This window comes from Exiguobacterium sp. s128 (genome assembly GCF_018618815.1).
Classification (GTDB): domain Bacteria; phylum Bacillota; class Bacilli; order Exiguobacteriales; family Exiguobacteriaceae; genus Exiguobacterium_A; species Exiguobacterium_A antarcticum.
In genome coordinates this window covers 32,942-53,956 of the sequence record NZ_JACSMT010000018.1, presented here as the reverse complement: position 1 = coordinate 53,956, position 21,015 = coordinate 32,942, and the positions used below count along the sequence as shown (strand labels likewise).

General features: G+C 46.0%; 22 protein-coding genes and 1 pseudogene. 9 read left to right on the top strand and 14 right to left on the bottom strand.

Annotation, left to right across the window (positions count from 1 at the left end; all coding sequences use genetic code 11):
* Window positions 1-108: 108 nt before the first annotated feature.
* The 6 genes from KNQ13_RS08830 to KNQ13_RS08805 all read right to left on the bottom strand — a co-directional run bounded on the left by KNQ13_RS08830 (window position 109) and on the right by KNQ13_RS08805 (window position 5,905).
* On the bottom strand, window positions 109-642 hold the full coding sequence (locus tag KNQ13_RS08830; protein ID WP_014971594.1) for a DUF420 domain-containing protein: 534 nt from the start codon (window positions 640-642) through the stop codon (window positions 109-111).
* Window positions 643-645: 3 nt separating this feature from the next.
* Window positions 646-2,073, bottom strand: a complete 1,428-nt coding sequence (locus KNQ13_RS08825; RefSeq protein ID WP_014971595.1) for a dihydrolipoyl dehydrogenase family protein — start codon at window positions 2,071-2,073, stop codon at window positions 646-648.
* A complete protein-coding gene (locus KNQ13_RS08820) occupies window positions 2,070-2,447 on the bottom strand; it encodes a DUF1499 domain-containing protein (RefSeq protein WP_026830405.1) in 378 nt (125 codons plus the stop codon). Before KNQ13_RS08820 ends, KNQ13_RS08825 begins: the two co-directional genes overlap by 4 nt.
* 97 nt (window positions 2,448-2,544) lie before the next feature.
* On the bottom strand, window positions 2,545-3,930 hold the full coding sequence (locus tag KNQ13_RS08815) for a sensor histidine kinase (protein WP_014971597.1): 1,386 nt from the start codon (window positions 3,928-3,930) through the stop codon (window positions 2,545-2,547).
* Window positions 3,927-4,619 carry a response regulator transcription factor gene (locus KNQ13_RS08810; protein ID WP_026830406.1) on the bottom strand — a complete coding sequence of 231 codons (693 nt, stop codon included), beginning with the start codon at window positions 4,617-4,619 and terminating at the stop codon, window positions 3,927-3,929. The genes KNQ13_RS08815 and KNQ13_RS08810 overlap by 4 nt, the downstream gene beginning before the upstream one ends.
* Window positions 4,620-4,642: 23 nt before the next feature.
* A complete protein-coding gene (locus tag KNQ13_RS08805) occupies window positions 4,643-5,905 on the bottom strand; it encodes a hypothetical protein (RefSeq protein ID WP_236624348.1) in 1,263 nt (420 codons plus the stop codon).
* 125 nt (window positions 5,906-6,030) lie between these two features.
* Between KNQ13_RS08805 and KNQ13_RS08800 the strand changes: the two genes are divergently transcribed.
* A complete protein-coding gene (locus tag KNQ13_RS08800; protein ID WP_014971600.1) occupies window positions 6,031-6,837 on the top strand; it encodes a Cof-type HAD-IIB family hydrolase in 807 nt (268 codons plus the stop codon).
* A gap of 53 nt (window positions 6,838-6,890) precedes the next feature.
* Here the strand turns inward: KNQ13_RS08800 and KNQ13_RS08795 are convergent, their stop codons facing one another.
* A complete protein-coding gene (locus KNQ13_RS08795) occupies window positions 6,891-7,550 on the bottom strand; it encodes a uracil-DNA glycosylase (protein WP_026830408.1) in 660 nt (219 codons plus the stop codon).
* A gap of 80 nt (window positions 7,551-7,630) precedes the next feature.
* On the opposite strand from KNQ13_RS08795, the gene KNQ13_RS08790 reads away from it, so the two are divergent.
* The gene (locus tag KNQ13_RS08790) at window positions 7,631-8,353 is read left to right on the top strand and encodes a WecB/TagA/CpsF family glycosyltransferase (RefSeq protein ID WP_014971602.1); all 723 of its coding nucleotides are present in this window, start codon (window positions 7,631-7,633) and stop codon (window positions 8,351-8,353) included.
* 48 nt (window positions 8,354-8,401) lie between these two features.
* Here the strand turns inward: KNQ13_RS08790 and KNQ13_RS08785 are convergent, their stop codons facing one another.
* Both KNQ13_RS08785 and KNQ13_RS08780 read right to left on the bottom strand, forming a co-directional pair.
* Window positions 8,402-9,034, bottom strand: coding sequence for an NAD(P)H-dependent oxidoreductase (locus tag KNQ13_RS08785; RefSeq protein WP_014971603.1), 633 nt, complete (start codon window positions 9,032-9,034; stop codon window positions 8,402-8,404).
* A gap of 158 nt (window positions 9,035-9,192) precedes the next feature.
* Window positions 9,193-9,651 carry a MarR family winged helix-turn-helix transcriptional regulator gene (locus tag KNQ13_RS08780; protein WP_014971604.1) on the bottom strand — a complete coding sequence of 153 codons (459 nt, stop codon included), beginning with the start codon at window positions 9,649-9,651 and terminating at the stop codon, window positions 9,193-9,195.
* Window positions 9,652-9,823: 172 nt separating this feature from the next.
* Between KNQ13_RS08780 and KNQ13_RS08775 the strand changes: the two genes are divergently transcribed.
* Window positions 9,824-10,084: a hypothetical protein gene (locus tag KNQ13_RS08775; RefSeq protein ID WP_014971605.1), complete on the top strand. Its 261-nt coding sequence runs from the start codon at window positions 9,824-9,826 to the stop codon at window positions 10,082-10,084.
* Between the two features lie 12 nt (window positions 10,085-10,096).
* Window positions 10,097-11,068 carry a LacI family DNA-binding transcriptional regulator gene (locus KNQ13_RS08770; RefSeq protein ID WP_051590470.1) on the top strand — a complete coding sequence of 324 codons (972 nt, stop codon included), beginning with the start codon at window positions 10,097-10,099 and terminating at the stop codon, window positions 11,066-11,068.
* Window positions 11,069-11,130: 62 nt separating this feature from the next.
* Here the strand turns inward: KNQ13_RS08770 and KNQ13_RS08765 are convergent, their stop codons facing one another.
* The 5 genes from KNQ13_RS08765 to cbpA form a co-directional block, all read right to left on the bottom strand.
* The gene (locus tag KNQ13_RS08765; protein ID WP_236624349.1) at window positions 11,131-11,418 is read right to left on the bottom strand and encodes a C40 family peptidase; all 288 of its coding nucleotides are present in this window, start codon (window positions 11,416-11,418) and stop codon (window positions 11,131-11,133) included.
* 60 nt (window positions 11,419-11,478) lie between these two features.
* Window positions 11,479-14,625: an efflux RND transporter permease subunit gene (locus tag KNQ13_RS08760; protein ID WP_026830410.1), complete on the bottom strand. Its 3,147-nt coding sequence runs from the start codon at window positions 14,623-14,625 to the stop codon at window positions 11,479-11,481.
* A gap of 35 nt (window positions 14,626-14,660) precedes the next feature.
* Window positions 14,661-15,227, bottom strand: a complete 567-nt coding sequence (locus KNQ13_RS08755; protein ID WP_026830411.1) for a TetR/AcrR family transcriptional regulator — start codon at window positions 15,225-15,227, stop codon at window positions 14,661-14,663.
* Window positions 15,228-15,431: 204 nt separating this feature from the next.
* Window positions 15,432-16,199: a pyrroline-5-carboxylate reductase family protein gene (locus KNQ13_RS08750; protein ID WP_026830412.1), complete on the bottom strand. Its 768-nt coding sequence runs from the start codon at window positions 16,197-16,199 to the stop codon at window positions 15,432-15,434.
* 61 nt (window positions 16,200-16,260) lie between these two features.
* Window positions 16,261-16,899, bottom strand: coding sequence for a cyclic di-AMP binding protein CbpA (cbpA, locus tag KNQ13_RS08745; RefSeq protein ID WP_014971609.1), 639 nt, complete (start codon window positions 16,897-16,899; stop codon window positions 16,261-16,263).
* 335 nt (window positions 16,900-17,234) lie between these two features.
* On the opposite strand from cbpA, the gene KNQ13_RS08740 reads away from it, so the two are divergent.
* From KNQ13_RS08740 to bshB2, 5 genes and pseudogenes are all read left to right on the top strand, one after another.
* Window positions 17,235-17,852, top strand: a complete 618-nt coding sequence (locus KNQ13_RS08740; protein ID WP_026830413.1) for a DUF47 domain-containing protein — start codon at window positions 17,235-17,237, stop codon at window positions 17,850-17,852.
* A 16-nt stretch (window positions 17,853-17,868) separates the two neighbouring features.
* Window positions 17,869-18,873: an inorganic phosphate transporter gene (locus KNQ13_RS08735; protein WP_014971612.1), complete on the top strand. Its 1,005-nt coding sequence runs from the start codon at window positions 17,869-17,871 to the stop codon at window positions 18,871-18,873.
* A 135-nt stretch (window positions 18,874-19,008) separates the two neighbouring features.
* A pseudogene (locus KNQ13_RS08730) lies at window positions 19,009-19,823 on the top strand (bifunctional hydroxymethylpyrimidine kinase/phosphomethylpyrimidine kinase).
* Window positions 19,824-19,885: 62 nt separating this feature from the next.
* The gene (locus tag KNQ13_RS08725) at window positions 19,886-20,251 is read left to right on the top strand and encodes a YojF family protein (RefSeq protein WP_014971614.1); all 366 of its coding nucleotides are present in this window, start codon (window positions 19,886-19,888) and stop codon (window positions 20,249-20,251) included.
* Window positions 20,251-20,907: a bacillithiol biosynthesis deacetylase BshB2 gene (gene bshB2, locus KNQ13_RS08720; protein ID WP_034774097.1), complete on the top strand. Its 657-nt coding sequence runs from the start codon at window positions 20,251-20,253 to the stop codon at window positions 20,905-20,907. The genes KNQ13_RS08725 and bshB2 overlap by 1 nt, the downstream gene beginning before the upstream one ends.
* Window positions 20,908-21,015 lie beyond the last annotated feature (108 nt).

Here is a 21,015-nt window from a genome sequence, read left to right as displayed (position 1 = left end):
AAATTTAGATGTGGCCATAGAAAAAGCTCCCTTCAAAAGTAGACAGTTTTGTTATTTCAACTGTCTACTTTTGTGGGAGCATATCATTCGGAATGGACCTGTTTTTATTTAATAATACGGACGGATCATCACATAGACGATGACACCAGTCAGACTGACATACAACCAAAGCGGCATCGTAAAGCGTGTCCACTTCTTATGTTTTTCGAAATTCTGATTCAGCGCATGGGCAAGCGACATCAAGACGAGTGGAACGATGACCGCTGCTAAGATGATATGCGAAATCAGGATAACGAAATACAAGGGACGGACAAACCCTTCTCCTCCGAATTTGGTCGATTCACTGACCGCATGATATGTCACGTACGATATCAGGAACAAGGTCGTCGTCGTCATCGCACCGCCGATGAAACGGCGATGGTTGACCCGATTTCCCCGGCGGATTGAAATCCATGCTCCGAGAAGTAACATAAACGTAAAGCTATTGAAGATTGCGTTCAGAAAAGGCAATAGTGTCCAATCGAACCCATCACCGACCTGTAAGGGCGGCGCAAAAAATAACAGTGCGACCAACAGGTTGATGACAAGCGTCAAGATGATGACGACTGGGACGAAATTACGTTTTTTAGCAGACTGCTGCATGCATCATTCTCCTTGTTTCCAATCAAAGTATCGTTTTAACCATTTTGGTAATGGACCATCAAACAAGCGTTCACGCCAGTACAGATCCGCTGCACGTTGGACGGCCGCTCCACGAATCGGGTACGGATGGACGACACGTGACAGTTGTCCGACTTTATCTTTGCGCGCCATCGCATACACGACTTCCTGCATCCATTCTCCCGCCTGTTCACCGATTGCGTGGGCACCAATCAATTTCCCACGTTTATCGGCAATCAGTTTGACACGTCCTTCGGTCCGACCATTGATGACAAACCGATCGACTTCATCAAGACCCGTTTGATAGACTTTGATATCATCATATTTCTGGCGCGCTTCCTCTTCTGTCAATCCGAGGTGGAAAAGTTCTGGTGTCGTGAACGTCACCCATGGTACCGCTCGGTAATCCGGTTTTGTGCGTAAACCGAACAAGGCGTTCGTGACAACCGTTTTCCCTTCAAGACCGGCAACATGTGTAAACGGTAACGATTGGATCGTATCGCCGACGGCAAAGATGTGGCGTTGGTTCGTTCGAAGCGACGCATCGACTTGGACATATCCTTTTTCGACGCGAACACCCGCGCGGTCGAGACGTAACGCTTCGATCCGTGGTTTCCGTCCGACAGCGACGAGGACGGCATCCGTTTCAATGACACGTGATTCGTCTCCTGTTTTGACTGTCACTTCAATCCCACTCGCTGCTTTTCGGACACTTGTGACCGTCGTATTCAAGTGTAACGTCAATTCCTGCTCGATTTGCCGTTGCAATACTTCGACCATGCCTTTGTCTTCTTTCGACATCAGCGCTGTTGCTCCTTCGATGACCGTGACTTCTGTTCCGAGATGGGCATAGGCTTGAGACAGTTCGAGACCAATCGCGCCACCACCGATGACAAGTAATCGTTCTGGTCGCTCCGTCTGCTCGAAAATCGTTTCGTTCGTCAAATATGAAATCGTGTCGAGTCCGTCAATCGGTGGAATGATCGGCTGCGAACCTGTTGAGATGACAAATTTCTCGCCGACGACGAGTTCTCCTGCCACTTCCACTTCATTGGCACTCAAAAAACTGGCTTCCCCGATGTAGACATCGACACCTAAATCCTCAAATCGTTTTGTGCCATCATGGGATTGAATGATGTTACGTGCCCGGTCGACACTCGCTTTCGTTTTCGCATACACGGCGTCGCCGTTCAACGTGATGTTATATTTCGCCGCTGTCTGATTCATGACATGTACATCGTGTGCCGCTTCGATCAAGGCCTTCGACGGGACACAACCATAATGTAAACAGTCTCCACCTAAATGTGTATGTCGTTCAATCAACGCGACGTGCGCACCAAGACTGGCCGCTCCCGCTGCAATCGTCATCCCCGCTGCTCCGCCACCAATAACGACCAACTGATAACTTTTCATCGTGAAGCCTCCTTATAGCGTGCTGCAACCTCTTCCATCCGTTTCCGGTTGACACCCCAGTCTGAATAACCGACGCGCGAAGCGGACCGGAAATGGACTGTCTGAGATGCCTGGTCAAAATAAAATTCGACGTCATCTTTAAAACGAAACACTTTACTTGAGAAGACAGCATGAATGTAATCGGAATCTTCTTTGACGACCGTTACCCGATCAAGACTTTGAAGAATTCGCATGATTTGAAACTTCGATTCTGCTAAAGTTCCTTTGAACGGTAAAGGTGCCATTTTCAACGCTTCTTTATCCGTCTGTGTCGATACCGCGTTTGGTTTTCCAGTGAGCGGACTTAATGTTCCATTCGATACGCCAAGTGCCATGACTGATTCCTCCATTCGTTTTGCCTTACAGTAAATCCTTATTCTCATTTTACTTTACCAGTTCGGTTTGGAAAGCGCTTCTCATTTGACTTTCTCGTTATGCTTTTGTGACCGGCAAAAGGATGGTCGCGATTGCGCCTCCTTCCGGCTGGTTGTCGATGAATAACTTTCCTTCATGCGCTTCGACGAGTTCACGGCAGATGGCAAGCCCTAACCCCGTCCCTCCTTTTCCTTTTTGGACCTGATAAAACTTCTCCGTTACGTGCCGGAGATGATTTTTTGGAATACCGGGTCCTTCGTCACTAAAGGACAAGAACAAGACCCGTTCCGAGCGGACGAGACGAATCGTAATCTCACCGCCGATTGGTGAAAAACGGATTGCATTATCCAGTAAGTTCAAAAAGACTTGTTTCAAGCGGTTCTCATCGTATAATCCGACGACCTGAGCCGGGAGCTTGCGGACGATCCGGATGTTTTTTTCCTCCAGCTTCTGACGTAACTGGGCTGTCACCGTTTCAATGACTTCGGTGATGTTCACTTCCTGCCGATACAAAACCAAACGACTTGTTTCGAGTTTCGAAAAATCGAGTAACTGTTCGACGAGCGAAATCAAACGCTCCGTCTCCGAGTGGATGATGCCCATTCCGAGCGAAGCCTCTTCCGGTAAACGTTCTGGTTCTGCCAGTAATGTTTCACTCCAGCCCTTGATCGAAGTGAGCGGCGTTCGCAATTCATGCGAGATTCCCGAAATGAACTCGTCCTTCAGCGTTTCCTGTTGTTTGATTTGTTGCCCCATGTAGTTGATGGTCCGGGCGAGTTCGCCTAATTCAAACGTGTACTCTTCATTGACTTTGACATCATAATGTTGCTTCGCGATTTGATCGGACGCACCGATGACTTCTTGAATCGGACGAACGATGGACGAAACGAGACGGGACGAATAGATATACGCCAGCCCCCAGATGACGACACCCAACAATAGAATCGCTAAACAGATTTCAACGACGCGTTGATCAATTTTAGCAAGCGATGTCGTATAACGAAGTGCCCCGGTCGTCTGTCCAAACGACACGACGGGTTCCGTCACTTCGAGCAAATGTTCCTCCGTTGCCGGATCATCATACCGTTTCGTAATCGTGTTTCCTGCCAATAAACGACTGACTTCTTGTTTCGTCATATTCCGCTTCGAGACGAATCCGGTTGACGAGTAGCGTGGAATTCCTTTAGCATCTAAGACTTCGATTTCAGCATCTGTATAGGCATATGAATCAAGCACATCATGAATCGTTGCTTCTGAATCTTGAAAGTCATACGCAAGACCACTGTTCGCAAATAAAACTGCACTCGCATTCGCATGTCGTTTCAAGACGTCTGTCGCTGTCACATAATAGTAGTTATACGTCACGAACGATAAAATACCGATTACAAGCAAGACGGTCACGGTAATAATCGTCATGAACCGCATCAAAATCTGTCGTTTCATTTTTCATTACGCCATTTATAACCGTGTCCCCACAACGTTTCGATAAATTGAGGTTCAGCCGGGTTTTCTTCGATTTTTTGACGAAGACGACGGATGTTGACATCAACCGTCTTGCGATCACCAAAATAATTTTCACCCCAGACGGCATCTAATAATTCGTCACGCGACATGACTTGATCTTCATTTTTGATGAAGTGACACAATAAATCATATTCCGTCGGTGTAACTTCCACATCAACGCCAGCTTTTTGAACCCGTTTCGCTCCAAGATCGATGCGAAACGGACCAGAAAGCAACTCACGGGGTTGTTTGCGGCGACGCAACGTCTCGACTCGCCGCAATAACGATTGAATACGTGCCAGCAGTTCGGCTGGACTAAACGGCTTTGCGATGTAATCATCAGCCCCAACACTGAGTCCCATGACTTTATCCTCTTCCCGCGTCCGTGCCGTCAGCATGATGATTCCGACGACTTCATCTTGGGAGCGTGCTTGTTCACAAACCGCAAACCCGTCGACTTCCGGCATCATGATGTCGAGTAATAAGATATCGAATGTCTGTTGTGCGAACTGTTCTAATGCTTCACGTCCGTTTTCCGCTTCAATCACTTCATACCCGGCGCGTTTTAAATTAATGACGATGAAACTACGAATCGCATGTTCATCCTCAGCCACTAATATTTTTGTCATCTTGTTTTCCTCCTGCTTTTACTTTATTCCACAAGTGCTACATTCGTTGCGTACTTTTCATAGGATTGGTTGGCAGTGATGACATAGACGTAATCAATGCCTTCTTTGATTTTTTTCTTTTGATGACTGGCGATGTATTGATTTTTTGGAATGATTTCGAGTTCAAAATCAATCGTTCCAGTCTCGCGATTAATGAAACGCACTCGATTGTCTTTTTTCTCAATCGTCTCACGTGTCGCCCAATTAGCGGGGAATCGCATGACGAAATTGTATTCGAGATCAATGTACTGTTCTTCGCGAAGTTCAAAACCACTTTCGAGAAACGGTTGTACGCTTGCACCATTCCATGCGTAGTAGGCTGTGATTTGTGGTTTTTCTTCCATCGACCGTCCGATACTGCCCTTTGGTGTGTATTGATGGGCAAATTCTACGATGCCATCTTGATCTACATCTTTCGGAAATGTATACATCGGTTCGATGATTTCTGATGTTCCCGCAAAATCGACTGGGGTGAGTTTCGTTTGATCGAGCTGAAACACGAGCAAATGCATCGTCGCATCACGTGTAAACGACACCAGTAGACCCTTTTTCTTCGCAGCATTGATCGTATCGATTTCAAATAGATCATGATCCGCAAATAAATCGCCTTCCCGTATCGGAAGTAACGTTGTTTGTCGGACAGCAGGCGTCAAGGCCTCTTCATAATAAACCAGCTCCGTGGATTGGCCTTTTTTTAGCAAGACCATATCCTGACGTTGGTCTTGATTCAAGTCGGCAATCGTCAATCGATCGTATGTATCGATTTTAGTGACGTCAATCGACGACTTCATCAAATCCTTTAACAGATATACTGTATTTTTTTCCAGACTCGTCACGCCAATCATCAATTGATTACGTGTTTTCGTTGGATCGGTGAGGACATGAAGTTGATCGATCGATCGACCGGTCGCGATCGGCTGACTGACTCGTAACACCCACTTCTTCTTCATCCGTTCATGGACCAACAGCTTGATTTGAAACGTTCCCTGATCCTGCATCCGGTAAAAGGTGACCGCTTCTTCGCGTCCATCCCGATTTAAATCAATCAATTCATATAATCTCGAAATCGATTGATTACGAGGGGCAACGATTTCCGCCTGTGCCGGAAGATCTTCATCGATTTTTGTTTTTAACGACTTTTCCCATTCGGGCAAAGCCGGGTGTTCGAGTAACGACGCAGGGTGAGGCAAGGTAAGACCACATCCCGCTAAATATAGGGTCGATAAGAAAATAACAAAATATTTCATCAGACTTAAATCCTTTCCATACGTGCTCTCCTCAAACTTTATCACACTCTTTCCAAGGAGAGTATATTGTGGAAGAGGAGCCAACTTGTTAAGATGTAACAGATATTCGAAAGGGGTTTATATTCATGGCTTATGAAATGATCGTACTTGATCTTGACGATACGTTGTTGACGAGTGACCACACGATTTCTCCGAAAACGAAACAAGCACTGCTCGATGCCCAGCGTCGTGGAAAAAAAGTTGTTCTTGCCAGCGGTCGCCCGACTTACGCGATGGTCGATCTGGCAAAAGAACTCGAACTCGCTCGTTATGGCAGTTATATCTTAAGTTTTAACGGTGCTTCCATCATCGACTGCAAAACAAATGAAGCCCTCTTCTCCAGTACCCTTCTTCCGGAAACGGTACATCGTTTATACGATTTAAGTAAACGGGAAAACATTCATATCCATACGTACGTCGGGCATGAAATTTATACGGAAACGCCTAACCCGTATACGACGCTCGAAGGGGAAATCACAGGGATGGAAGTCATTCCGGTACCGGATTTCAAGGCCGCGGTCACAGAACCGGTCGTAAAATGTTTGATGCTAGCGGAAGAAAACCGTTTAGCGGAAGTCGAACAAAAACTTCAGCTCGAACTCGCAGGGGAACTTGCTGTTGCCCGGTCAAAACCATTTTTCTTAGAATTCACAGAAGCCGGCGTCACAAAAGGGACAAGCCTTGAACTGCTCGCAAACCGCCTCGGAATCAAACGTGCTGATGTCATCGCGTGTGGTGACGGCAATAATGATTTATCGATGATCGAGTGGGCCGGACTAGGTGTTGCGATGGCGAATGCCGCCGACACCGTCAAAGAAAAAGCGCAGTACATGACGGCTTCGAATGACGAAGATGGGATTGCCCTCGTCGTCGAAAAATTCATGATGGATTAAGTTTCTGGAACGGCAAAAAGAGACCGACTTAAAAGTCAGTCTCTTTTTGTGTTTCAAGAAATACACCAGTCGATGGGAGATCTCCCTTGCTGTTTTAACCAGTCATTGGTTTGCGAATACGGTCGGCTTCCGAAAAATCCGCGACTCGCTGAAAGTGGGCTGGGGTGAACGGATTCGAGTACAAGATGACGTGTCGTATCAATTAAACTTTTTTTACTTTTCGCATGATTTCCCCAGAGGATGAAGACGATCGGTTGGTCTTGTTTCCCTAATACTTCAATGACACGATCGGTAAAGAATTCCCATCCTTTTTTTGCATGTGACCCCGCTTTCCCCGTTTCCACGGTCAAAGAGGTATTCAGTAAAAAGACACCTTGTTTTGACCACGCTTCAAGATTCCCTGTCGTCGGTGCCGGACACCCGAGGTCAGATACGAGTTCTTTATACATGTTACGTAAGGAAGGCGGAATCGCGATTCCGTCATTCACAGAAAAACTTAGTCCGTTTGCCTGATTCGGTCCGTGATAAGGGTCTTGTCCTAAAATCACACAGCGGACATCTTCCGGTGCCACCGCGTCGAACGCATGAAAAATCCGTTCCTTCGGCGGGTAAACCGTCGTCTCGTGATACGCCGTTTTGACGAAGTCCCATAATCGCTGGAAATATTCTTTTTCTTTCTCTTCTTTTAAGATTTCTTGCCAGGCTGGGTGCATGTGACTCGCTCCTTTTTCAGTCTCAAGCCTCTGTTCCTTCCGCTTGATTCTGCTATGATGGGTAATGAGGTGGAATAAAGATGATTCAAACAATCCAGTTATTTGGTTTACCTTTTGTCAACGCAACACCGTCGACATGGTATACCCATATTAAAACCCTTTTACACAATAATGAAAAAGCCTTTCTAGTGACGGCCAACCCGGAACTTGTCTTACGTTCGTTACGTGACCCCGCTTACAATCGCATATTGCGACAGGCGACGTTCATTACGCCTGACGGGATTGGCGTGACGGCGGCAAGCAAACGAATGGGCGAACCCTTGACGGCCACGTTACCCGGTATCGAAACCGCCCGAGAGCTGTTGCGCACGGCGGATACACTGCAAAAACGTGTATTTTTACTTGGGGGACGCCCGGAAGTCATGAAATCATTGATCAAACAACTAGCCATCCGCTTCCCGGACATTCAGTTCGTCGGGACATTTCATGGATTCGGAAAAGAAGCAGAAGCGGCAACAGCCCTTAAAGCTGCTCAAGCGGATCTAATCCTGGTTGCACTTGGGGCACCCAAACAGGAACAATGGATTGCATCCGTGTATGATCAAGTCGATCACGGTCTCTTCATCGGTGTTGGTGGTGCCTTTGATGTCTGGTCCGGTCATAGTAAACGAGCACCAAAGCTGTTTCGGACACTCAAACTGGAATGGCTCTACCGAATCTCCAGTCATCCACGTGGATTCGAAAAGTTAAAAGACTTGTTGCTGTTCGTGTTGCTTGTCTTCCGAAAAAAATCGCATCTTTGACGAAAAAAATCCTGCTCTCCATAATGGAAAGCAGGATTTTTCATTTTCTTATGCGTTGACCGTTGAGAACGAATGACCAAGTTCTTTTGCTTTCGCGATTGCTTCTTCTTTGATTTCTTCTGCTTTTTCAGGGTTCATTGCCATACCTTCGATGAACAATGAGTTGTAATCCGTTACACCTGTGAAAGCAAGTGCTTGACGGAGGTAGTCATCACCGAAGTTAAGACCTGACCCTGTGTAGACACCGCCTGTTGCTTGGATGTGGAGTGCTTTTTTGCCTTCCATCAATCCTTTAGGACCTTCTGCTGTGTAAGCAAATGTCTTACCCGCAAGAAGAACGCTGTCGATGTACATTTTGAGACGTGCCGGGAATGAGAAGTTCCACATTGGCGTAACGAATACATATTCGTCTGCTTCCATGTACTGCTCAAGGTGTTTCGTCATCGTCCCGACTTTCGCGATTTCAACTTCCGAAAGCGCTTCGCCTGTTGCGAATTTGCCCCATGCGCTTAATACGTCTGTATCGATTTCTTGGACGTCTTCATTATAAAGATCAAGAACTTGTACTTCAGCATTCGGGTTAGCAGCTTTGTAGCTCTCAAGGAAAGCTTCACCAGCCTGAAGGCTAAACGAGTGTTCTGTCGATTTCGGGTTTACAGTTACATAAAGTAATTTAGTCATTTTTATTTCCCCTTTTTATCTAAAGTAATTTCTGTAAGTAAATATACCAACAGGGTTTTCGTTTGTCAATTAGTTTGATTTCAAAGAATCAAAAAGAAACTGCCCCCGAACCGAATCACCTTGACTATAAGCTCAAAAAAAAACCTAATCATTGACGATTAGGTTTTTTCCACATGTGTATAGTGATCGGCTCTATGACCCACCCGTTTCAGTAGCTCAATCAACTGTTCTTTTTCTGGAATCGAAAGATCACTGAATAAATCTGTCAAAAACGCTTCATGTTTCGGGAACGTTTCTTCCATTAACGTTTGTCCTGCTTCCGTCAATGTCCCAAAGGTCACTCGGCGATCCGTCGGACAGGAGCGCCGCGCGAGAAGCCCACGATTTTCTAATTTATCGACGACATATGTCACACTGCCGCTTGTTAATAAGATTTTATCACCGATTTGTTGAAGCGGTGTATCTCCCTTGTGGTACAACAATTCAAGAACACCAAATTCGGATGAGTTCAACTGATGTGTCTTGATGTCGACCTTCACTTGTTCCGTTACTGCGTGCATCGTACGAGATAGAACAACGAGCATTTTTAATGCCAGCTTCGAGTCTGTCGATTCCATTTTACGTTCGCCCCTCTTTATCTTGATTCGAAACAATCATAGACCTCTTTTTTCCATTGGTCAATTCCAGTCCGAATTTTACTTACTTTCGACGTGGCGTTCACTTTTTCCTTGCCGTGAAACGCGTTCCATAGATTAAGGTCTTGATATACACTACAAGGGAGGTCTAATCATGTCATTTCAAAAATCCTTACAGCGTCTTGTGAAAAACAATGTGGCCTTTGAGTTAGCAATTGAACAACTTTATACACCGACCGGTTATTATCTCTGCAAACATACGTTAATTGATCAATATCCAGATTTGTTGCCAACAGAACAAGTCATGCTTCTTCAAAAAATTGCAGAACAAATCGAACGGTCCACGCGACTTGAAGAAACCATCACAAAACAAAATTGGATTCAAATCCACCAACAATTATCCAACGATCTTTAGGGGGAACTTTTCATGACGAACATTCGTGACTTGGCACGTGAAGCACATGTTTCAGTGACGACGGTCTCGCGTGTCTTAAATGATCATCCGTATGTCGCGGATGACAAACGCCAGGCCGTGCAGGCTGCCATTCAGAAACTCGGTTATATCCGAAATCAAACGGCCGTCCATCTGTCGACCGGTCAAACCCATACGATCGGGGTCATGTTGCCTTTCGTCGATCATCCTTATCATGCCGCCATCTTGCAAGGGATTGCGCGATGTGCCTTTGAAGAAGGATATCGGTTTTTGACCTGGCAGACGAACTATGTCGAGTCACATGAACATACCGTTCTAAAGGCGCTGGCCCAACGTGAGGTTGACGGATTGATTATCGTCTCACACAGTCTGTCCGTGGACGAGATTCTCCAGTACGAACAATATGGTCCGATTGTTTTTTGTGAATACCATCCCCACGCTTCTTCCGTCTACATCAACCACTATACGGCATTCCAAAAAGGATTGAAGGCATTACAGTCTCTTCACCATACAGAAATCGGTATCTGTCTCGGACGACCGGACAGTACGAATAGTTTGGCCCGAAAACAAGCCTATCAAGATACCGTGAGCGACGACGCACGACCGGAGTGGATTTATGAACAGGCATTGACGATCGAGGACGGTGCACACGTAGCAAGAGCCTGGCTGAATCAGTCTCAGCGTCCAACAGCCATTTTGACGGCAAGTGATCATGTCGCTGCCGGCATCATTTTAGAACTTCGTGAACAAGGATACCGGATACCGGAGGATTTAGCCGTAATCGGATTTGATGGCAGTGACCTGGCTGTCGTCCTGAATCTGACGACGGTCGCTGTTCCTTACGAGACAATCGGGCGGCATGCCTTTTCGATCGCCATCAGTGATAGTTGGCAGCAACATCCTCAAACGGAAATCCCGACTACACTCAAAAATGGGACGACCGCCTCTATACTTTGTGTGAAATAACAAACGAAACCCGCTTCTTGTCTCGCAAATGCGTCAAGAGCGGGTTTTTGAGCGTACAGTTTTTACAACGATCCGGCAGCGACGTAACATGAACCCCCATACCCGCTCCGGAAAGATTCCTTGACGACTTGTCCATAATACGAGTTGGCATTGATCATCGTTGATCCGTCAACAGCGATTCCGACATGCTGAATCCCACTGCCGTGTGTGAAAAATACAAGATCCCCAGCGGTCGGTGCTGTCCGTTTCGTTACCCCGTATTGTGCAGAAGCTGTTCGTGGTAAGGACTTTCCTAATGCATTGTAGACATACCAAGTAATATTTTTCTGAAAAATAAAAAAACAGGTCATAAAACGGCAATCTGAAGCCATTTTATGATTCCTGTTTCGTTGTCCTTCTTTTCATTCTACTTAATCAATTGACTTCTTTTTCCGAAAACGTGCGAAGAATTCGTAAACGATCGGTACGATCAACAGTGTCAATAACGTTGAACTCGTTAATCCACCAATGACGGTCACACCTAGTCCTTTCGAAATCAACGCTCCTCCTTCAAGTCCGAGTGCCAGAGGTGATAAGGCGCCAATCGTCGCAAGAGCTGTCATTAAGATCGGACGAAGTCGTGTCCCTGCCGCGTCAAGTAATGCTTCACGTGTAGCAAGACCTTCCTTTTCTTTATGAATGACGCGGTCAATCAGCACGATCGCATTCGTTACGACGATACCGATCAGCATCAATGCACCGATCAAGGAAGAAACGGAAATCGTTTCGCCTGTGATCAAGAGGGCAAGTAATCCACCGATGATCGCAAACGGAAGCGAGAACAAGATGACGAGCGGTGTCAATGCTCCACCAAATGTCACGACTAAGACCAGATAGACGATTGCAACTGCTGCTGCCATCGCAAGTCCGAGTTGTGTGAAGGATTTCTGGATCTGCTCCGTCACCCCACCTGCTTCATACGACACGCCTGTTGGAAGATCGATTTTTTTGACCGTTTGATCGATGGCTTCTGACGCTTCTGTTGCTTTATCGGTTTTTAGTTCGGCTGTGACGGTCGCGACGAGTTTGCCGTCCCGCTCACTGAGCGAGTCAGGTGTCGTTCCTTTTTTGACCGAGACGAAATCCGACAGTTTTCGGACACCAAGTGGCGTCGTGACATCGGTTTTTTGTAAATCATTGATTGAATCATACGTCGTTTGTTCGTTTGGAACGATGACGTCTAACTCTTTCCCGTCTACTTTTATAGTAGAAAGTGGTTTTTCTTCTCCTTGCACGTTAGCGATTCCTTGAGCCAACTGAGCAGTCGAGACCCCGAATTCCGCCGCTTTTTGTTGATCGACTTCAAACGTGTACTGGGTATATGACTCTTTTAAATCGGTCGTGACTTTCCGAACATATTTGGATTCGCCTTCAATTGCTTTGACGAACTTCGGTGTCATCGTTTGTAAATCTTCAATCGAGTTGGCATAGATCGAATACGAGACACCGGACGAAGCGGCGCCGCCACTAAAGTCTTGCTCTTTCCATTCTCCAGTCGGAATCTCTTTGTTCAATTGTTTAATCGCTTGTTGTTTCACATCCGCAAAATCTGCTGTATCCGGATCATACTGGGCGATGAAAACGGCTTGTTTTGTATTTCCCGGATTTAACGGGTTTTCCCCACCAACCGTGAACTGAAGATTATCGACATTGCTTTGTTGATCGAAGTAAGCTTCCGCTTGATCAGCTGCTTGTAATGAATCTTCTAACGTTTGGCCTGGCTTCGGATTATAGGTGACATAAAACGTTTTTTCACTCTCTTGATTCAAGAAGTTGACTCCGATTGCAGGAACGAGCGCAAAACTACCCATCAGCAATAAGACTGCGAGACCAAACACGACAATCTTATGGTTTAACGACCAGTTGAGAACACCTCGATACCAATTCGCTAATTTGCCTCCATCCTCTTTTTCTGGTTTCGGTGCTTTACCGCGTTTGAATAATGAATCGGCAAACATCGGAACTACCGTCACAGCAACGATTAAGGACGCAAACAGCGCGAAGACGACCGTTAAGGCAAACGGAAGGAACAGTTCACCGACAAATCCTGTGACGAAGCCCAGTGGTAAGAACACGGCAATCGTGACGATTGTCGACGAGGCAACAGGAATGAACACTTCACGTGTCGCGTCGATGATCAGTGCCTTGCCTTTTAACGGCTCAGACGGATCGGTCAATCGGCGATAGATGTTTTCAATGACGACGATCGAGTCATCGACGACACGACCAATCGCAACAGTCATCGCACCTAACGTCATGATGTTGAGTGAGATGTCCAACTGTTTCAGGACAAGAATGGCCATCAAGAGTGACAACGGAATGGAGATGACAGCAATCACCGTTGATTTGATGTTACGCAAGAACAATAAGATGATGATGACCGCAAATAAGGCACCAATCAACGCTTTGCTAATCATCGTCGAAACTGATTCTTCAATCGGTTTTCCTTGGTCCAAGGTCACGGATGCTTGGACCGAATCATTTTCTTTTTCAAATGTTTGGATCGTTTCTTTTACCGCGCTCACGACTTCGACCGTATTTGCGTCCTGCGCTTTCGTCACCTGGACACCAATCGAACGTTCTCCATTCGAACGGGAAATCGATTCTTCGATTCCTTTATCCTCGATTGTCGCGAGCTGTGACAATTTGACAGTCGGCACTTGTGTCGGCGTACTTGGTGTTGAAGCGGCAGGATTCGTCGTTGCCGCGTTTGGTGCTTGTGTTGGTGTTTCTGTCGCTCCAGGAGGTACCTGACCTGATGTAGGCGATTGTTGCGGTGTATACGGCAGACGAAGGTTTTTCAATTCGTTGACCGTCGTCGCTTTTCCGTCTAGGACAACCGCTTGTTCTGTATCCCCTAACTCATATAGTCCTAATGCCAATCGTGAATCGTTGGCTTGAATCAGTTGCTTGACGTTATCTTCCGTCAATCCATACTGCTGTAATTTTTCGTCATCGAACTGAATCTCGATGCGACGGATCTCTTGCCCGGCGATTTGCACCGTCTGTGCGCCGTCAATTCCTTCGAGCTTCGGTTGCAGTTCATTTTCAACCAATTTCGTTAACTCAGACAGGGAACGTTTTTCGTCTGACACAGCAAATCCGATGACAGGAAACGCATCAAAGGAGATGCGAGACACTTGTGGTTCTTGCGCCCCTTCCGGTAACTCGACGTTCGCTAAAGCTTCTTTGACTTTTTGTTCCGCCTCATCCATATCGGTACTGAAACTGTAGTCGATTTGAAGATTCGATGCATTTTGGAAAGATGACGAACGAACTGTGTCGACACCACTTAGATTCTCGACTTTACTTTCGAGTTCACGACTGACTTCATCCAAGACTTGTTCTGGTGTCGCACCTGGATAAATCGTCGTCACCGAGACAGTTGGTGTCGTGATGTCTGGTAACGTCTCGAGTTTCATCGTCGTTCCGGCATAAATTCCGGCAACTGTGATGATAATCGTCAGCAACCAAAGTGCAAACTTGTTATTGACTGAAAATTGAATGATACGCTTCATGGTAAGGATTCGCCTTCTCTCTCTTCTTTTTCAATTTAATTCTGTTTTTTTGCTGCCTGATCAATCGTACGCGCTTGTCGAAGTAAACGTTCAATCAAGGCGTGTCGAAGGTCTGGTGCTGGTTGTCCGAACTGAAAGTGTTCCGACATCTTTAAGCCATCTAACGTAAAACGAATCATCATCGCTTCGACCGGATCCATGTTTTCAATCAACTGATTGAAAAATTGATGGACTTGTTTTTTTCGTTCTTCTACGAATGCTGCGTTTTCCTTTAGAAGAGACAATAAAAACAAGACGGTATCAATGTCTAAACAAAATTCTTCCTCGTGTTGCGCTTGTAACATGACGAATGCTTCCATTTGACCGAGACCTTGTTCGCGGTACGTTTGGTACTGCTGAAACTGGCGTGCTTCTTGTTCTTCAATCACACCCATCAACAGTTCCTCTTTCGAAGCGAAATGATACAACAGTCCACCTTTTGATACATTCGCCTGTTTCGCCACTTCTTCGAGCGTCAGTTGTGGAAAACCCCGGGTCAACATGATTTGAACCGTCGCATCCGTGATCCGACGTCTTGTTTCTAACGCTTTTGCACTGACCATCATCTTTCTCCTTTCTATTTTACTGTACCGTCTGGACGGTTTCTTTTTTAAATATACGAATTCTTCACTGATAATGCAAGGTTAAATCGATGTTTCACGTGAAACAGCACTTCTTGAACCCCATTGGTTTGACCGTAACCGAGGTCTAGACAACAAAAAGCCCACATGATTCTTTGTTCATGTGGACGTTTGAAATATGTTTGCTCAGCTTTCCTCACGTGCACTTTCCATCAATGCCGCATACATCGCCTGCGATATGTGATGCTCACGTAAAACGTGCACCCCGCGATCGGTCGGACCTCCCGGAGCCGCTACATCTTCAATTAATGCCGCCGTTGGTCGGTCTTCGTGCAGAAGCAGTTCTGCCGATCCTTTCATCGCTTGGGCAATGATCCGACGTGCCGCCTGTTCATCAAAACCGGCTCCCGTCAGGACTGGTGTCATCGCTCCAACGATTTCATAGAAAAAAGCCGGGCTGCATCCTGCTGCTGCCATCAAATATGGCATGGTCGTGTGATTGGTTTCGACGGTTTCGCCGACCCGCTCAAACAACTCGATCGTCTGTTGTCGGTGGGATTCGGATAACTGTTCACCAAACCAAAGTCCAGTCATACCTGTTCGAAACGCAACGGGCGTATTGGGCATGGCAGAAACGGCTCCACAGTTTGTAACCGTCTCGATTTCTAGCGGTGTAATGTGGGCTGCAACCGATATCACCAATTGATTTGTCCATGTTTTCTGACTGACGTAACCAAGGACACCCTCTGGTTGCATCGCTAACACGACGACATCATACTGTTCAATCTGTTCATCCGTCGTCGTCTGAACTCCATATTGATCAGCTAACGTGACAAGACGCGACCGATCTGCCCGATTGGTCATCGTGATGGATTGTGGAGAAATTCCGGAATCAATCCATCCCTTGACTAACGATTCACTCATCGAACCTGCACCGACCATTAAAATTTTCATTTCTCTTCCTCCCAACAAAAAAAGGACCAGTCGACACTGGCCCTTTTGAATGTATTACTGATTATACACGAACTGCCAAGTCTTCAACAGCTACGACACGGAGTCCTTTTTCATTTAACTTCTTGACGATCTTCTTTTTCGTTTTCTCATCACAGTCTGTTGGTAACGTGATCAAAACACGGCGCATGACACTACTTTTCGCATCGAGTGTCATTAAACTCGCGACTGTCGAATACTTATTAACGATTTTCGCGATTTTCTCGAGTGCACCTTTTTGTTCACTCAGCGCGACCGTTAACACGTAGCTACCTGAATCACGGTTCCATGCTTCTTCGAGCATCCCAAGCATTTTCCCGTGCGGTAAGATCCCGAAAAATTGTCCGTCATCATTTAAGACCGCGATGTACGGAAGTTCTTTGATCGAGAAGAATACCTCAAAGAAGTTGCTGCCCGTATAGATGAACTTAGAGGTGTTTTTGATTAATGTCATGACATTGTCGTCCAGACTTCCACCATTCATCCCGTGACGATAAATGTGCATTTTATAGATGTTCCCTTTAAACTGTTGACCCGTTTGGTCAAGGACAGGGACACACCGGTATCCGGTCTCTTCTAAAGTCTGTAAAGCTTCTCGAAGCGTTGCCGTCTCCGAAACTTTGACACATTGGTGCTTAGGAATACATAAACTTTGAACGAGCATACAAAACGTCCTCCTCTTTCCACTACATCATTCTAACTGACTTGCCTGTTCTTTACTTTACTAATTATTCGCTTTTTCTGTTCTTTTTTCCTGCTTTTCTTCTATTCCCTTCTCAAACCCAAGTGAAAACACGTTTTCCCTCTGTAAAAATAAGAAAAACCACATTATTTTCACGAATTTGAATCTTTTGTTAAATCATCAATCTGATTAATATTAAGATTTATTAAGATTTCGTAAAGACCGGGTATAGTTGTATTCTTTTACAATAGCGTCTGATACAATCGAACTCGTGAAGTCACTTCACTATTCTCGTTCTTAATATGGAGGCAGAAGAAATGTTCAATAAAAAACAAGATCCATTCGCAATGAAATTATCCGAGATTGCAGGACACCTGCAACAAACGTCACAATTTTTTGTCGACTTTAAAATTAATGGAATTGCAGATGTCAAAGAATTCGCCCATAAAGTAAAAGACTTTGAAACTGCTGGTGATGACTTGATGCACCAACTGATCATCGACTTGAACAATGCATTCATCACACCGATTGACCGTGAGGATCTATTAGCGCTTGCTAACTCTCTCGACGACGTTCTGGATGGCTTCGAAGAATGCTCAGCGATTTTCGAAATTTATAATATCGTTCGTGCAGATGAACATATGATTCGATTTGTTGACGAAATTCATCTCGCTGTCAACGAACTTGCGTTAGCGATGGATCTTTTGGTCGCACGTAAACTTCAACCGATGCGCGAACATGTCATTAAAGTAAAAGAACAAGAAACGATTTGTGATAACTTACGTCGTAAATCAATCAAAGCCTTGTTTGCTACTGAAACCGACCCCATTAAAATCATTCAATATAAAGAAATTTATGAGTCGCTCGAGTCAATTGCCGATTACTGCCAAGACGCAGCAAACGTCATTGAAACGATCATCATGAAAAACGCATAAGTGAGGAGCTAACGAGATGGATAGTCTGTTTATCATCACCGCCATAATCGTGATTCTCGCACTTAGCTTCGATTTCATTAATGGTTTCCACGATACAGCGAACTCGATTGCGACTTCGGTGTCGACTCGTGCTTTGAAACCACGTCACGCCATCATCCTTGCGGCGACGATGAACTTTTTAGGTGCAATTACGTTTACTGGTGTCGCCAAAACAATTTCTAGTGATATTGTTGATCCGTCAACACTTCAGCACGGTAGTTATGTCGTCATCGCTGCTTTACTCTCAGCCATCGCCTGGAATCTCTTGACTTGGTACTTCGGTATCCCGTCCAGTTCTTCGCATACGTTGATTGGTTCAATCGCCGGTGCTGCAATCGCTTCTGTTGGTTTTGGTGGTATCGAAGCAAAAGGAATTTTAAAAATTATTCAAGCTTTAATCCTTTCACCAATTCTTGCCTTTACGCTTGGTTTTATCGTTTACGGTATTTTTAAAGTGGTCTTTAAGAAGGGAAATCTGGCGAAGACGAATCGTCGTTTCCGTCATATGCAGATTGCGACAGCAGCCCTTCAATCTTATACACACGGAACGAACGATGCCCAAAAAGCAATGGGAATCATCACGCTCGCTCTGATTTCATCCGGTTACCAAACAGATCACGACGTAGCACTTTGGGTTAAATTATCATGTGCGATCGCGATGGGTCTTGGGACATCAGTTGGTGGATGGCGTATCATTAAAACCGTCGGTGGACAGATCATGAAAATCCGTCCTGTCAACGGGGTTGCGGCCGACTTAACGTCTGCTGCCATCATCTTTGGTGCAACAGCAATTCACTTGCCCGTCTCAACGACACACGTCATTTCTTCCGCCATTCTTGGTGTTGGTACATCACACCGGAAAAAAGGTGTCAAATGGGGTACCGCACAACGGATGCTGATTACATGGGTCATCACTCTTCCAATTTCAATGGCAGTAGCGGCGCTCATTTACTACATCCTCGATTTCCTTTTCATTAAATAATACCCACTCCCCATCTAGCACGACTAGATGGGGATTTTTCCATAGCGATTAAGCTCCTGGAGTTGTCGCTTTGTCCATAATTCGCTATGATTGATGGCAAGAAGACATGCTGATTTTATTTAGGAGGAATTCCACATGACAAAACGTAAAGCCTTAACGATTGCCGGTTCTGACACGAGTGGCGGCGCGGGTATTCAAGCTGATTTAAAGACGTTCCAAGAACTTGAAGTCTACGGAATGAATGCGTTGACCGTCATCGTTGCTCAAGATCCTGACAACGCTTGGCACCATGCGGTTTACCCAATCGATGCCGAACTCGTCCGGACACAAATCCATACGGTCCTTGGAGGAATTGGTGTAGATGCGATGAAGACGGGTATGCTCCCGACTGTCGAAATCATTGAAGTCGTTGCCGAGAAAATCAAATCATCTGGTGTTCAAAACATCGTCATCGATCCGGTCATGGTCTGTAAAGGGGAAGATGAAGTCTTGAACCCGGATACGGCTAACGCGCTACGCGACATCCTGACACCACTCGCAACAGTCGTGACACCGAATGTCTTCGAAGCGGGTCAATTATCCGGTCTCGGGAAAACTCCTTCGACGATTGATGAGATGAAACTAGCAGCTGCTCGGATTCATGAAAAAGGGGCACAATATGTACTTGTCAAAGGCGGCAGCAAGATTGATCACCGCGAGCAGTTGACGTGCTTTATGATGGAAAAGAGTTTATCCTAATTGAGGACGAGCGCATTGAGACACCGTACACGCACGGAGCAGGATGCACCTACTCTGCTGCGATTACGGCTGAACTCGCAAAAGGAGCTTCTGTGGAACAAGCGGTCCGCACAGCGAAATCGTTTATCACATCTGCGATTCGTCATTCATTCCGTTTGAATGAATATGTCGGTCCGACTGACCACGCTGCTCATCGTACAGTAACGTCTTAATCGCTCAAGAAGTCCGCGCAACCATTCGCGGACTTCTTTCTGTATACGAAAGGGGAAACACTATGCAAGCACTTGATTTAACAGCTGTTCAAGACTACATCGACAAGTACGCCAACACACCACTTTACGTACACGTCGAAACGACGAACGGGGCTTACGCGACGCACCAGGATCCGACGTTCCACAGCGCCGGCATGTTTTTCCGTAATGCTGAAATCATCTATGAACGTGGATTGATCACCGGAAACGGTCCGTACCGAATCGGGTTGAAACTCGCGCACGGTTGGCTGTACGGAGAAGGATTGACCGATTATGAGTTCGCAGGTGATCAGCTCTTGATTGCGGGACATGATATCGAAGGACGTCTCGCAATCGCCTTTGAACTCAGCCCGACACCATTCGCGCAAGGCGCAGAGGAGGTAGAATGATGGCTTATAATGAACAGGATCATCTCCTCGTCATCTTCCCTCATCCGGATGATGAAGCGTTCAGCTCAGCTGGAACGATTATCGAGCATGCTGAAAACCGCGGCCCCGTCACATATGCCTGTTTGACACTTGGTGAAATGGGACGCAACATGGGACGGCCCGTCTTTACCAATCGGGAACAACTGGCAACGATCCGAAAACGTGAATTGATCGCTGCATCCGAAAAGATGAAGATTTCTGATTTGCAGATGTGGGGATTACGCGACAAGACGGTCGAATTCGAAGATGAAGCGATGCTTGCGGAACGCATCGGTCGTTTGATTGAGCAAACTCGTCCCACTCGCTTGATTTCCTTTTATCCGGGATATGCTGTCCATCCGGATCATGAAGCGACAGCACGTGCTGTCGTTCGGGCACTACGGGCAATCGATGAGGCAGACCGTCCGGAATTTTTAGCGGTTGCGTTCGCCAACAATACAAAAGATGAGCTCGGCGAAGGTTCTTTCATCCATGATGTCAGTGCTTACACCGATCAAAAAATCGAAGCTCTCCACGCGCACGCTTCACAAACAGGTGGTTTGATGAAAGTCATCTCGGAAGACTCCAACATCCGTGACTTGCTTGTCAAAGAACGGTATTACCATTATCCTTTATGATTTCTCCACCCTTGGACGGTTTTCGTTCAAGGGTGTTTTTTGTCTTAGAAAACCCTTGATTGTCAGTCGACTTTTCAGACAGCTTCTGCTAGTGTGAATAGTTGAGAC